The sequence below is a fragment of the Bacteroidota bacterium genome, assembly GCA_016715425.1.
Lineage (GTDB): Bacteria > Bacteroidota > Bacteroidia > Chitinophagales > BACL12 > JADKAC01.
On record JADKAC010000002.1, the window covers coordinates 658,479 to 674,323 of the forward strand.

Annotated in this window: 10 protein-coding genes; 3 read left to right on the plus strand and 7 right to left on the minus strand. The window is 33.8% G+C overall.

The annotated features are described in order from the left end of the window. Positions 1-215: 215 nt before the first annotated feature. The 5 genes from IPN31_04560 to IPN31_04580 all read right to left on the minus strand — a co-directional run bounded on the left by IPN31_04560 (position 216) and on the right by IPN31_04580 (position 8,655). Positions 216-764, minus strand: a complete 549-nt coding sequence (locus IPN31_04560; GenBank protein MBK8681175.1) for a T9SS type A sorting domain-containing protein — start codon at positions 762-764, stop codon at positions 216-218. After that, positions 694-2,760 (minus strand): sulfatase-like hydrolase/transferase, encoded by a 2,067-nt coding sequence (locus tag IPN31_04565; protein MBK8681176.1) that lies wholly within the window; start codon positions 2,758-2,760, stop codon positions 694-696. Before IPN31_04565 ends, IPN31_04560 begins: the two co-directional genes overlap by 71 nt. Positions 2,761-2,855: 95 nt before the next feature. After that, on the minus strand, positions 2,856-3,080 hold the full coding sequence (locus IPN31_04570; protein ID MBK8681177.1) for a hypothetical protein: 225 nt from the start codon (positions 3,078-3,080) through the stop codon (positions 2,856-2,858). A 259-nt stretch (positions 3,081-3,339) separates the two neighbouring features. Next, the gene (locus IPN31_04575; GenBank protein ID MBK8681178.1) at positions 3,340-5,892 is read right to left on the minus strand and encodes a sulfatase-like hydrolase/transferase; all 2,553 of its coding nucleotides are present in this window, start codon (positions 5,890-5,892) and stop codon (positions 3,340-3,342) included. Positions 5,893-6,150: 258 nt separating this feature from the next. Next, positions 6,151-8,655: a sulfatase-like hydrolase/transferase gene (locus IPN31_04580; GenBank protein ID MBK8681179.1), complete on the minus strand. Its 2,505-nt coding sequence runs from the start codon at positions 8,653-8,655 to the stop codon at positions 6,151-6,153. Between the two features lie 49 nt (positions 8,656-8,704). On the opposite strand from IPN31_04580, the gene xth reads away from it, so the two are divergent. The 3 genes from xth (at position 8,705) to IPN31_04595 (ending at position 14,526) form a co-directional block, all read left to right on the plus strand. Continuing rightward, positions 8,705-9,472 carry an exodeoxyribonuclease III gene (gene xth / locus IPN31_04585; GenBank protein MBK8681180.1) on the plus strand — a complete coding sequence of 256 codons (768 nt, stop codon included), beginning with the start codon at positions 8,705-8,707 and terminating at the stop codon, positions 9,470-9,472. 381 nt (positions 9,473-9,853) lie between these two features. Next, positions 9,854-10,735 (plus strand): T9SS type A sorting domain-containing protein, encoded by an 882-nt coding sequence (locus IPN31_04590; protein MBK8681181.1) that lies wholly within the window; start codon positions 9,854-9,856, stop codon positions 10,733-10,735. Continuing rightward, entirely contained in the window at positions 10,732-14,526 is a 3,795-nt protein-coding gene (locus tag IPN31_04595; GenBank protein ID MBK8681182.1) for a T9SS type A sorting domain-containing protein, read from the plus strand. Before IPN31_04590 ends, IPN31_04595 begins: the two co-directional genes overlap by 4 nt. Positions 14,527-14,704: 178 nt before the next feature. Here the strand turns inward: IPN31_04595 and IPN31_04600 are convergent, their stop codons facing one another. Next, positions 14,705-15,166 carry a gliding motility lipoprotein GldH gene (locus tag IPN31_04600; GenBank protein MBK8681183.1) on the minus strand — a complete coding sequence of 154 codons (462 nt, stop codon included), beginning with the start codon at positions 15,164-15,166 and terminating at the stop codon, positions 14,705-14,707. 5 nt (positions 15,167-15,171) lie between these two features. Then, positions 15,172-15,845, minus strand: a 674-nt coding sequence (locus IPN31_04605; protein MBK8681184.1) for a hypothetical protein, incomplete at its 5' end; no start/stop codon positions are given.

The following is a 15,845-nucleotide window of genomic DNA, read 5'->3' on the forward strand; positions in this document are numbered from 1 at the left end:
GAATTGTAATCGGTTTCAAAAAAAATATATGTCATAGAAAAAAATATAAGTGCTCCGGATGCCAACCATAATTCCGTTTCTGAATCATCAGAATATTTACCATTTGAAATGTAATTAATACCATCAGTAGTATTTAACTAATTAATGATTACAAGAATACATTTGGCAATGGGTAAACTAAAATTGATTCCGGAGCACATTATATATTTTGATATTTAATGTTCAATAATAAAAAGTTTGCTTTGTATAGTTGTTTCGTTTTGTAAATGAATAGTATATAATCCAGATGGCAAACTTTGTGTTTTAATATTTATATACCCACTCATACTCACTATCACTTCATTACTCATTAATTGGCCGGATGAATTATAAATCTTTACTTGAGTTGACCCAATTAATTTTTCACCATAAATATTTAAGAAATTATTTGCAGGATTAGGGAAAACTTCAATAGAATTATTTTCTAATACTGCTAATTTCAGTGGCCCTAAAATTTTAGCCTTTCGTGAAATTGTTCGTTTACATGTTGGTTTATTACCATAAGAAATAATATTCTTAATAGTGTAAACATCTGGTGTATTATAAGTATGTTGCACTGGAAGAAACTCATTAGTAGTATAACTATCACCGAAATCCCACATCGTACTTGTATATGATCCCGAAATGGTATAGTCTGTAATTGAAACTGTCTGATCATTTATGTAAGCGATTAAAAGATGCGACAGGTCTGTTGATTGGATTGAAATAAAAAGTTTTTGTATCAAACCCCATTTGTTTACCTGTTGAATTTTCAATCACAGAAATATAAATAAATAATGCACTGCCATTGTTATAAATTGCATTAGGTATTGTTGACATATTAAAATTATAATTATTACCGTAAGAGATATCAGAAGTAATACTATTAGACCATTCTAAAGTATAGTTGCTAAGTGCAGCACCTTTCAATATATTGCCTGAAGTATCAAACACCTGAACTTTCATTTCAATAGTTGCGTCGTGTGTTATCAAGCATGCCACACCTCTGTTTAATATTTCTATTTTAAGTGGTTGTTGCAAATACATGCTGCTATCGGGTAAAAAATTATCCAGATATGCTATAACTTTTTCATAGCCTGCACTATCAATTAAATTATTCCATTCATACTGGTCGGTTTCTCTGAATTTACCTACATCATAGAGTTGTTCTTCTCTTATAGAATTTGCCCAATCACATGGATCGCCGGAATCAATTGTTGCGTTATTACTTTGGTTTCGTATATAACTAAATCTTTCGGTGCGCACAGTATATTGAGGAAAGCAACTTGCTTCTTTTCCCTGTTCCATTTTAATTGTAACCAACGCTGGCCATTCTACATTTGCATTTTCATTTTGCAATATCGGAAACATGGAATGTCCATCAAGATATTGCGTACCATCCGAAAAAGTTGGATGAGGAATTCCTGCATAATCGCAAATTGTAGGATATAAATCGAGAAGACTCACTGCATGATATGAAACTCTGTTACCCGGCGCAGATGGATCAACAATTATCATTGGTACACGAATATCTTGCTCCCATAAACTGCGTTTTAACCAATGATATTTTTCACCAAAAGAAAAACCATTATCACCCACAAAAATTATTATACTATTTTCTTTTATTGCCGGATGTGTATCCAACGCATCTAATAATCTCCCCACCTGAGCATCCATATATTGAACCGCCGCAATGTATGCCATCACCGCATTTGCTCTCCATGATTCCGCAATTATTTCCTGTCGTTCTTCTTCTGTTAATTCCGAATTAATTTCAGGAAGTGGTGAAACTGATTCTGCATATTCATTAATAGTATGTTCAATATTTTTATGAGTGGTAGCCATTTGTCTGCTCAGACTTCCCAAATTAAAATAATCTTCCCAACGCACTTCCGGTTGTGGTGGCATTATCAATCCATTTGCAGGACTTGAACCCGGCGGATTATTATAGGGATAAACAAAAGGTGTTGTATAAATATCATCTAAATAATAGGGTGGAAAATATTTCTCCGGCACAAACAAATCCAAATGGGGTTTTGCAATTCCTACAGCAAGAAAAAACTGACCTCCACATGTAGGAATTTCACCATCAGCCCATTGATCAATAAATTCAATTGCTCTATCAACACCCTTAGTATCTTTCATTAAATTTTCAACTTCATTTGGCAACTTTCCAAAATTATAACCACTGAAACCAAGATCAGATTCTGTTTCATATATTTTTAAAGCATTATCATCTTTTTCATTTACCACTTTACTCCATGATAATTCTTTTTCACATGGATTGTTTGTTGATTTATCAAAGTCCGACATGTTGCCTCCATGATATACCTTATCTATACCATAAGTATAATAATTCCCGGCATTTTTTAAATACTCCGGCAGGGTATAAACTTCTGCATTATTAGTTGCCTCAGAAAAATTCTCTCTAAAATTTTTTATATAATCGCCGTTTCTATACACCTGCGTATATTGCATATCCTTACCACTCATAAAACTTGTGCGGGATGGTCCGCAAACAGGTGCATTGCAATATCCATTAAAAAATGTCATGCCTCTTTCTGCTAATGTATTCATTGCAGGAGTTTGCACTTGTGGATGCCCATTCAGCGGCTCTATATAATCATTTAAATCATCACTCACTATTAATATAATATTAGGTGATGTGGTTGTTTGACTTATTGCAGGTAATGCTGCAAAAAACAACAAAAAACACATTACGTGTAATGTTCCCTTTTTCATAATAAAAGTTTTTAATTAATAAATAGAAATAAATAAATTAGAATACTATGTGATAACCGAAAGGTCGGTGGATGAATCCTAAAAATCAGGATAAATCACATATAGAGTTGAGGTATTGCATCGCCATTGTATGCAAAAGAATCTGCGGCATAATTGTATAAAATATCATTGGACTGCTTGTAACAAACATTAATACCATCCACATAAATGAAAGAATAATTGCACTTATCAATTTGTGCACTTAACAGGACTGGTTCACAATTTCCAAGGCTAATTGAATCAGCTGAACCTAAAAATTCATTTAAAATAAAGTAATCCATAATACACGAATAAAATTGATTAAAATAAATATACGATATAAGTTTCAATTTAACAAGGATTTCTCTTTAATTATCCCATTACTTAAACTAAATACCTAATTCCGAAAGAGAATTAAATGGAAATGACTTGTTTAGTATTTAAAATATCTATTTCTATTAATAATAAAATTAGAATTATGCATATGTATAATTTTTTAATAATACACTTGATTCAACAGTCAGAAATAGCAACTTCAAAATGCAAATTCGTTTATTTACATTATCGTACAATAACAAATAACTTCGACAGACTATAATCATTATTGGTGATGTTGATGCTATAAGTTCCCTGCGGAAAATTTTTAATATTTATCATATAATTTCCAATTTCCAAATGCTGATATTCTTTTTGCAACAACACTTTACCTCCGGCATCCTTCAGAAGCAGTAATGCATTATCAAGTGGTGATGAAATATTAAAAAACAATTCTTGATTTGCAGGATTAGGATATAAGGTAAAATTAATTTCAGGAGTTTCATTGTTTAATGCATTATAAACCGGAATATATATTTTTTTAGCAATGGTATGCACACAACTATTTCCAAATTCAACAGTATGCTGAATGGTATAAAATCCGGATGAGGTATAAAAATGTGGTCCGGGTACTGCTATATTTATTTCTGTTCCATCGCCAAAATCCCATACCGGATTGCTGAAAATTCCTGTGGATACATAATCTTTAATAGTAATAGTTTTTAGTTCTAAACCTGTATTAAAATTTATAGTTGGAGTATTGATAGGATTTAAAAATATTTTCTGCATATTAAATCCAACTGTTCGCATTGTGGAGCTGTCAATTACATTCAGATACACATAAAAATATCCGATTGAATCAAATACTTCAGCAGGAAATGCATCTACATTAAACATAAAAACATTTCCATAACCAATACTGCTATTTATATTATTTGTCCATTGCAATGTATATCCACTTTCTAATGGATAAGTAATTAATGTTGCCAGTGAATCATATAAAATAGCAATTAATTCTATGCTACCACCTTCTGATAAATAACAAGGTGTAGTATCATTAAAAGAAATTTCAACATTCACCGCTTCTTGTAAATACATTGCGCCACCGGGTATCCACTGTTTTAAGAAATCTTTTGCAGGTATATAATCCGGATCTTCGGATAAGTTATACCATTCATAAGGGTCTGTTTGCTTTGTTATGCCGATATCATATAATTCTTCTTCATACTCACCCGGAACACTATCGCAATCTGAAAAATCAGTACCCGACTGCACGATATATTTTATATAATGAAAGCGATTATTTCTTACGCTGAAATGCGGATAACAACTCGCCGGTTTTCCGCTATTATTTGTAATAGAACTCAACAACGGACGGTCTGCATTGCGAAATCCATTTTCCATATAAGGCACCAGTGATTTACCATCTAAATAATTACTGCCATCAGAAAATGTAGGATAAGGTAAATCTGCTAAATCACATAAGGTGGGAAATAAATCTAAGAAGGATGCCATACGATAACTCACATAACCTGTTGGATTGCGCAAGTCTGCAATTATCATTGTTGAACGGATATCTGTTTCCCATAACATGGACTTTTGCCAATGTGTTTTTTCGCCAAGAGAAAATCCATGATCACCAATGATTACAATTATAGTATTGTTATACACTTCAGGATTAATTCCCAACGCATTTACTACACGACCTACTTGTGTATCTGCAAAATAAATACTGGCTAAATATCCATTGATATAATTTGCACGTTTGGAGTTTTCTACAATCAGTTTGCGCAACGAATCTGAATAACTTGCATTGATTTCCGGTAAAGGAGAAATGGTATCTGCATACAAGGTAAATTTTATATCTGATTGATCCAGCATTGTTAATCTTGCCATTCCATCTGCAGGTAAATTATTTACATCCTGATATCTTATTGGCGATGTTTGCCGTGGTATTACTATTCCATTATACGGTGTACTTCCTTCGGGATAATTTACGCTTATATGAAAAGGCTCTGCATGCACATCTTCCATATAAAATTCATCATACCAATATCCGGCTGAGGAAAATACAGGAAAGTGCGGTCTATGAATTCCCACTGCTAGAAAAAATGGTTTACCACAAGTTACTTCTTCACCTGCTGCCAATGCTTCCAGAAATGCTACTGCGGAATCAGTTGCTACATAATCTGCCGCTTGCATTTCATCGGATTCTTCAATCCTTCCCCAATGATAAGGACCTATTCCCTCATTATAATTTTCAATAAAATATTCTATTAAAGAATCCTCATTTTTAAAAAAATACTTATCCCAGGAAAGTGGTCGGTTACAAGGGTCAGCACTCGTAGAATCATATTCAACATAATTCTCCCAGCAATGAAAAATTTTGCCAACGTTATAAGTGTAATATCCGGCACTATCTTTAAAATATCCTGGCAGAGTAAAATATTCTGCATTATTAGTTTCTTCAGAAAAATTACTGGAGAATGCACCGCACGCCACTTTTGTATTATCACCCACTTGTGTATAGGCAATATCTTTTCCGCTTAAAAAACTTGTGCGAGATGGGCCACATTGTGGTGCCGATGCATAGGCATTATAAAACAAAGTACCTTGTTCTGAAATACTTGCCAGAGTAGCTGTGCGAGCCTGCGGATGTCCGTCAAAGCCTTCAGCCCAATCATTTAAATCATCTAACACTATAAAAATAATATTGGGCTTTTCTGTAGTTTGTGCAATTACTATTTGTGTTGAACAAAAACAGCACAGAAAAAAAATATAATAAAACAGGGATTTCATTTTAAAATCTTTTTTACAAATTTAATATAACACAACAAATGCTTTTGCTTTTATCGAATTGCCATTATTGATATTTAAAAAAATACACCCCTGGTGACTTATTCAAAGTTTTTGATTTTACAGGTATTAATGCAAGCTACAGGTTATCTGTAAGTGTACCAAAATTTTTATTAATTGTCTGAGCACATTTAATTCTTCATCAATACAATTTAAATCCCATTTATGCGGTGGTAGTCTTGAGATAAGATTTAAATTTCATCATTGTTTTATAAATGATTTTGTAATCACATTTGATGCATTCTCCATTCTTACAAAATACAATCCCGCTGCAAATTTTGAAATATCAAAATAATATTCACCTGCAAATTGTTGTCGGTATTTATAGCCCATCATTAATCGGCCGGTGGCATCATAAAAATCCAAACGACCACTTGTTTCTTCTGAAAAAATTGTAATATTTATACCGCTGGTTGCGGGATTGGGAAATACCATCATGGTATTAATAAATTCCGAGAAATCGCTGGTAGTAAACACATTTTCTTTTACCACTGTGCAAGTATTTCCATAAACAATTGTGGTGGTGATAAGATAGGTTCCTGAAGCTGCGTATTGATGCGCAGGTGGTGTAGTTCCGGTATAAATATAGCCATCACCAAAATCCCAAATCGCTTTACTATAAGTGCCAATAAATTCTATATCTGAAATTTTTACAGTATTATTATAAGTAGGCGTAATTGTGTAAAGTAACTCCGGCTGATCCCCTTCACCCACATATAAATCTAAGGCAGTTAATGCAATAAGTTTATGCAAACTACTATCCCAAATGCCGGCATATAACAAATCTTTTTCTGAATCCAAAAATATGGTATCATTTATAGAATTTAATTCCAAAGAAATATCCTTGCCATGCAGTGTATCATCCATCCATGTAGCGAACCAAATAATCTGTTGACCTGCTTCTAATGTATCCACAGGTAAACCTTCTGCATTATTAAAAGTGGATGTGAGATGTATTGTATCATGAAAATTAAAATAGCAAAGATCTTCAGTTAATTGCGGAAAAATTTTCATGGTAGGTGTCATATAAAAAATACTGTCGGGAATCCATTGCGCAAGAAATTCCATCATGGGTTTATATTGACTATTATTCACCAGATTATTCCATTCATTTGGATCTGTTTCTCTTTGCATTCCCACATCATAAAATTCTTGTTCGAAATATTTTGAATCGGGATCGCAATTTAAGGGATCGGCATTGTTGTCGTTGTTTCTATAACGAATCAAATGAAAGCGTTCGTTACGCACTGAAAACATGGGAAAGCAAGAGCCATTTCCATTTGTTCTTTTATAAGATGTGAGTTGTGGTAATTCATAATCCAACGCATTATTAAACAACAAGTCAGAAATATCTTTTCCATCCGGATAAACACCACCACTTTCTGAATCGGGAATATCTGTATCAGTTAATGATAAAATAGTTGGAAAAAGATCGAGATAAGAAACTGCTTTATTTACTACTCTGTTGCCGGTAACATCAGGATGCACAATTATCATTGGTGAGCGGGTATCTGTTTCCCAAAGCGACCATTTTGTCCAATGTTTCTTTTCACCTAAACTATATCCATGATCACTAATAAAAACTATAATAGTATTATTAAAAATATCGGGGTATGCAATTAATGAATCTAAAAAACGGCCGATTTGCGCATCTACAAATTGCACTCCTGCAATATATGCTGAGACATTAGAGGCACGAATATTTTCTGCTACCATATTGCGAATTTCTTCAGTGGCAAATAATTTATTAGAGAGATATAAATCAATATAGGTTTCTATGCTTCCAAAATCTGCTACCATTTTGCCAAGTGGCCTCAAGTGGTTATAATCGTCCCACACCGGAACTGGTTGCGGCGGCATAACCACCCCATTGAATGGATATGCATCTGGCGGATTATTATAAATTAATGGTGATACTGAGTCAGGATCATAATAAAAAGTATTGATATAATATTCAGGAAAATATTTTCGTGGCACATAGAGATAGGAATGCGGTTTATTAAATCCAACACCTAAATAAAATGGATTGCCACAATCATCACCTGTTCCGTTTGCTATGGATTTAATAAATGCAATTGCAGTATCTGCCGCTTTATAATCCTGCATCTGCGATTCCATATTATCCGGAATGGCACCCCATGGAAAAATGGAGCCTAAAAAATTGTAATTGCTTTGCACATTTATTAAAGAAGAATCATCAATAAAATTCGACATACGATTCCAAGATAAACTTTTTTCACATGCATCAGGAGTGAGTCTATCGTAATCATTTTTATCAGGGTGATGATAATTTTTATTGATAGCGTAAGTATAATAACCGCCGCTGTCTTTTAGCATTTCAGGAAATGAATATACTTCCTCATTATTTTTTTCCTCAGTAAAATTTGATCTGAATACATTTTCATAATCCGAATTATTATATACTTGTGTATAAGCAAGATCTTTACCTGAAAAAATACTGCATCTGCTGGGCCCGCATCCCGATGCCGATGCATAGGTATTCATAAATGTGGTACCCATTTGCGCCAGCCTGTCAATGTTGGGAGTTAATACTTGCGGATGTCCACCCATTGTGCCGATATAATCATTCAGATCATCACTGATAATCATAATCACATTTGGCTTAGATACTTGTGCAATGATGTTGGTGAAACTGCTTAGAAAAATAATTAGTATTGTAGCGCTTATAATTTTGAATGAATGCATATTCAAAGTTACGATGTTATGTTTTACTTAAAAATTGACATAGATAGAAATGAAAATTGCTACTTATAATTTAAACGGAATTCGCAGCGCCATCAATAAAGACTGGTTGAATTGGATTAAACAAACTGACTTTGATGTGATTTGTGTACAGGAATTAAAAGCGCAACCCGATCAATTGGATTTATCTGTTTTTGAAGATGCAGGTTATCATGCTTACTTACATAGTGCAGAAAAAAAAGGATACAGCGGTGTAGGAATTTTCTGCAAACAAAAACCCGATCATATAGAATATGGTTGTGGCAATCCTGACTTTGATAAAGAGGGCAGAGTAATTCGTGCAGACTTTGGTGATATTTCTGTGTTTAGTATTTATTTTCCTTCCGGAACAACAGGTGATATTCGCCAATCCGTTAAGTATGTATTTCTCGATTTTATTCTTGATTATTTAAAAGAAATAAAAAAGAAACGCAAAAAATTAATTGTGTGTGGCGATTATAATATTGCAAATAATGCAATTGATATTCATGATCCGATTGGCAATAAAAATTCTTCCGGTTTTTTAATTGAAGAACGTGCATGGTTAGATACTTTTTGGGAAACCGGATTTATAGATTCACTCCGGCATTTTAATAAAGAACCACATCAATATACATGGTGGAGTTTCAGGGCAAATGCAAGAGCAAATAATAAAGGATGGCGCATTGATTATATAGCCATTACAAAAAATCTTGTTGCTCAATTAAAAAGTGCAGTGATAATGCCCGATGCAATGCACAGCGATCATTGTCCGATGGTGATTGAAATTGATTTGGGTTAATGAGCAAATGTGGTTAATGTGCGAATGAAATGATTAGCTGTTTCCGTCCAAGCAGGTTCCTCAAAATATAGCCTTGTGCGTTAGCCTTTTGAGAACCTGCGTGAGTAATAATTAAATTTAATTAATGTCTTGAACTAATATTAAAAAGATATTGAGTATTGGGTATCGGGTATTGAGTACAAAACTTTGCTATTGAAAATTGATAGTTGACAGTTGACAATTTTAATCACAGTTCAATTTCTTCGCCTTAAGCCTTTGCATTTATTTCCAATTACACAGTTCCACGATTCCACGATTCGACATTTCTACATTTTCCGATTCGACAGTTCCCCGATTACACAATTCCACAAAATTTAACTACCTTCAATTAAATCCAATTTTATGAAAAGATTTTTACTCCCTTTTATTCTCCTTTTTACAATTCAAATATTGCATGCGCAACTCCCTCCTTGGAACTTAGAATTTTATGTGTATCACCCAGATGGACAAACAGATACATTATGGGTAGGCTGCGACGAAAATGCAACTGCTGGTTACGATGAAGGCTTGGATATAATTGACACCACATTTAATATTCCCATTGCCATACGTGGCTTTAGCCAGGAAGTAGAAGATGAATTTAATTTTGGCACCTGTGTAAATCTGAAAAAAGATATACAACCATTTGGTTACCCGGCTGAGTTTACTTTCTATATCCTGCATGATGAAATAAGTACATCTGATTCTGTTTATTTAGGTTGGGATACTACTATGCTGAATTATGAAGTAGGGGATTACTGGATAGAGGGAGCGATAATCTTTGTTGAAAATGGATATATTGAAGGTATAGATGGAGAAACCTACATAATTTTCGGTCGTGATGCTGTTGATTCATCTTTAAATATTTATGGTGAACAAACACCCATTTTTGTTATGGGAGAATATTTGACATGTATTCCGAATGCTTCGATTTCAATTATGAAAATTTACCTAGAGGTATATTTTAAAGATTATGGAGTATTTATTAAGGATAATAAAATATATAATAATAGTCTAACTATTTACCCAAATCCATCTATAAATCAATTACAAATTCAATCAGAATTATTAGTGCCAATTCAAACTAATATTTATAATTTTTATGGACAACTTATTGATACTATTTTAATAAAACCTGGAAAACAAGTATTAGACATTTCAAATTTTCCTTCTGGTATTTATTATATAAGTATTTCAGAAGACAACTCAAACAAATCATTCACTTATAAATTTATCAAGTTATGAAAAAAACTTTACTATTTACATTGTCATTTTGCTTTTTGTTTAAAAGCGTTTTTTCTCAAGTAACGGACTATTCCTTTTATGGTAGCTCGGTGACTCTTAAAGGTGATTTACATACACTCATTGTATTTATCGGATTTGACGATGCAACTAGCGCAGATAATTACGACAATTGGGATTACAATGATTTACCGGAATGGGCAAAAGGAGACTATAATGAAGTATTTGACTTAGATAATAGTCAGATACATACTGAGCGAAATCTTACAAGCTACTTTTATACTATGAGTCAGGGTACGTTTACTTTAACCGGAGAAGTATATCCCGAATTAGTAATTGTAACCCCATCCTATGTAGGAACTACTTTACAAATTCCCGATGCCATTCAAGATGCTGTTGATAAAATAAATCTTCAAACACATCCCACATTTGATTATGACTGGAGCCGTTTTGACAACAGAAAGAATACACCCGGTTATGATTTTGATAATAGTTTATACTCAAATATTGCACTTGATCCTGCAGCACCCGATGGTAATATAGATTATATATGTTTTGTCATTCGCCGAACAGGATGTGCTGGTTCATCCACTACCGGTGCTGGCACAAAGAAATTAATTAATGGTGCTAACCAATATGGTATAAGTACAGGACACCAAATTAATGCTGATTGCAGCAAAAATGGATTGAGCAAAGGACTTACGCAAGTTTATGTTCATGAAATGATGCATACAGTATTTGGCTCTCCACACACTTGGGGTGTAAACGGCGTAGTAGGTAACTACTATTACAGTTATAATGGATGGGGATTTATGGCGCCGTTTCAGATAATGCAGTGTGCCAATGCATGGGAACGTTGGTGGTTAAATTGGATAACGCCGCAAGAGATAACAACAAACGGAACTTACACATTAAAGGATTATTTAACTGAAGGGGATGCATTGAGAATAAAAATTCCGGAGATCGGTCCAACGGAAACTGATCAATATATATTTTTAGAGAATCATCAATTAATAGATTATTATGATAGCAAACCTGATTATATTGAAGAAAGTGATGCATTAACCTCAGGTATTTATACATTTATATCAGCAAGAGGCCACTCCCGCAATTCAACAATAAGTATATCAAAACCATATGCCAATATGTTTAAATCGCTTAATGCGGCAGGAAAAAATGATTTTACAATAGCTGATTACAAAACTGTTTATGGTGTAGGTGAAGAAAGCGAAGAATTTCCGGTATTTGAAAAAGGAACAGATAATCCTATCAGTGGTCAAAGCAATTGGGAATGGATAAGAAGTGACTTTGATGCAACAAGTAAAATAGAAATTTCAGATAATGCAAATCGGCAGGGTGATCCTGGAACATTGGATACTTATAACGATATAAAATTTGCAGCAGCAGAAAAAATTGGAGGAACAACTACTGATACCTATGCATTTATCGGTGATTCAGATGTGCCATTTCAGGTAGGAGATGAAATAAGTATGTCAGGTATTATTCCTGCATTAAATTATCCGCAATTTAATGGAGTTGGCGATTCGCTTTATCCTTACTATTTAAATGGATTAAAAATAAAAGTTGATTCTTACAATTCCACATCAAAAGAATTTTCCATTGAGGTAAAATTTGATGATTGGGAAGTTAGAGCTGATAAGCGCTGGTGCGGAAATATTATTTTACCTGAAAATAATGATTTATTAATTAAGGATAATATAACACTTACTTTAAATAAAACAGCTACACCGAATAGAAGAATATTGGATGCAATTCATGGATTTTATACACCCACAAAACTCACGATAGAAAACGGTTCATCCATTACATTAAAATCGAGTGCAAATTTGATAGTTGATGATTATTCTGAATTAATTATTGAAGACGGTGCAGAAATAATTATTGAAACCAATGCAAAACTGGAAGTAAAAAATAATGGAAAAATTATTTTAAAACCGGGAGCTATAATTAAAGCTTCTAACAGCGGCGCAAAAATAGTTATAGAAGATGGCGGTATGTTGGTAATGGAAGATAACGATATTCAGCTAAACAATGCAAACGCCACAATACAATTAAAAGCAGGCGGCACCATTCAAACTGCCGATGATGTTGATTTCACTTTTACAGGCACAGGTTATTTAGCATATTATGAAGATGGCATTTTCGACTTAGGAACCGATAGCCGTTTTTATTTAAAAGGAACCGGCACTACAGATATGAAATGTTGGCTGCAAACAGATGCCGATTTATATATCAGCACAAGAGATGTGTGGTTGGAGGATTGTAAAATCGTTTATAACAATAATAGTTTAATGCGCAATGCCTATGCAAATTTTTATGCTGAAAATGTATTGTTTAACACTGGTGGCAGCACTGCAATAAATGGAATTTCTGCCTACGATACTGAATCGTTTTATATTACCCAAGGTACATTCGATGGCTTTGCAACTCCGGTGAAACTTGAAAATATTTCTGTATGTCCCGAAGATGTGAATGTAGAAATTCGCCAGACCACTATTAAGAACTATGCGCAAAACGGCATACAGGCAGAAGATGTGCATCGCATGTATTTATATGCAAATAGTATTGAAGGAAATGCAAATGCGACAACGGGTTTGTGGTTAGAAGATGTAATTGAATGCAGAGTGGAAGCAGGTAATATTAAAAATCATACTTATCAACCCGGCGTATTTTTATACAACACACGTTACTTTATTTTGGATGGTGCCACCATAAAAAATAATTATCGTGGAATAGAATCTTACCGCAGTAATATTTATTTACGCAATCAAGCAACTATAAAACAGAATACCGCAGAAGGTATTTTTGCATTTAGTGCAATCAGCTATTCAGACGATCCCGATATTTTATGTAAAATAGTAATAGGTGATATTGGATGCGGATGGATAATTCAAAACGAAACGGGAATTTTGGGTGAAGATATTCTACTGGATATTGATGCAATTACACATGCAATAAATGAAGGTGATACAGCTCAACCCAATCGCTTTGATGGAAATACAAGAGCGATTGAAGTATGCTACGAATATTTTAATAACACCTATATTTCAGATACATTAATGGCAAGAGGAAATTATTGGACAGGCGGTGGCGCACCCATTGGCAGTGATGTAAGTACAGGCTTTGATATTAAATGTAGTGATATAACAACAGATGCCTCTCTATATGTTACCACCCAACCTACCAGTTGCGATTGTGTTGGCAATTGCATTGATATAGAAGACGAAGAAGCACTTACCTTGCGCATGGCAAATTATTCGTGCAATTACTATATAAATAATCAGGGTGGAGGTCGCATTACTATAGCTGAAAAATATCAGGAAGCATATCAACTATTTCTCGAAAACGATTTTAATTATGCATATCAGAAATTTAACTGGATAAAAAATCGTGTTGAAGCTGAATATCCGCAAGGCTTACCCGATGGAATTTGTAAAGACTTATATGGAAAAGCTTATTGGTATAAAGATCAGATGGCAGTAATTGCCGAAGTATATTGTCAATATCCGTTTTATGAACGTATGATAGAAGACAATAACATAATACCTCGCTTTAGTGTATTTCCAAATCCTGCACAAAACATAGTGGTAATTGCGTGCACTGAAATTGGAAAAACCAACTATACAATATTCAGCGCATCAGGTAACCAAATGCAAAGCGGTAGTTTTGAAGGAAGCACACAATTGCAATTAGAAAATTATGCATCAGGAATATATTTTATAAATCTGCAAACAGAAACCGCTGTAGAAACTTTAAAGCTGATGGTGGAATAAATTATTTAAATAAACTCACTTTTTAAAAGCCATTGTATCATGAAAGATATGATGGCTTTTTTGGTTAGACCAAAAAATTGGATGTTGCTGCCAGTTACTCCTTACTTTCCATCTCCATCTGTCATTTCATTTATTTTTTTTAGCCTACTGCCAATAGCAAACAGCCAATAGCTCTCAGTCAAAAATCAAATTTCTCAATCTTCACACCCACATCCATTATTTCTGTAATAGGATTTATGCGCATATTCTGTGAGAGAATAAAAGTATAATTGCCGGGTTCAGGAAAGGTGAATGCAGAGCGAATTAAAACAGAATTGTAACATACATTATCAATGCAATTGCCTGTCCACTCGCCACCTTTTTCTGATAGCACTACTTCTATATTATCATTTTGTATTGTGTTATCCGGAAATACTGTTTGCATCTGCATCAGCAAATTATTATAGGCATACATATCGGAATGTCGCACATTGATAAACATATTATAAGAGTCTGTAGTATCCTGAATTGTAATGGAAAAAGATAGCGGTTCATCATACAACCATTCGGCATTTTTTATCTGCACATTTTTATCATAAACCCGTGAAGTATCACAAGCAAACAATAACAGAATTACACAAGCTGTAAGAAGGCTGCGCATAAATGCTATTCCGGTTTTGGGTTATTGTTATTGTTGTTATTATTATTCCGATTATTCCGCCGTTTATTTTTATTGCGGTTTGGATTATTGGGATTGGGATTATTTTGTTGCGGTGGATTTTTTGGTGCCGCCTTCTGTTGGTTTTGTGGATTTTGATTTTGTGTATTCTGATTTTGCGGACCCTTGTTTTTATTTTGTCTTTTTTTCTGATTGCGTTTCTTCTCAGATTTTTCAATTGTCTGCAAAGTAATTTCACCAATCACTTTATCAAATTCAATTTCTGTTTCCACTTCCTGATATACTTTAAAAGCATCTAAACTTTCCACTACTTCACCCGCCTTAATTTGTGTAAGCAATTCGGTAACCTTAGCCGGTGTTAATGGAAATTGTTTTCCTGTTCCATGCATTTCATACACCATCAGTTTTTTAAAAATATCTGTCTTCACCAAATAATGTCTGCCGGCTTTTGTATCAATAATATCTGCCTTCTCCGGAAAATCTTTTAGCGCATCCATATAAGTATCCAACTCATAATTCAAACAACATTTTAAGCGACCACATTGCCCGGATAATTTTGCCTGATTGATAGATAAATTCTGATAACGAGCAGCGCCTGTAGAAACAGATTTAAAATCAGTGAGCCAGGTAGAACAACATAATTCTCTGCCACAAGAACCGA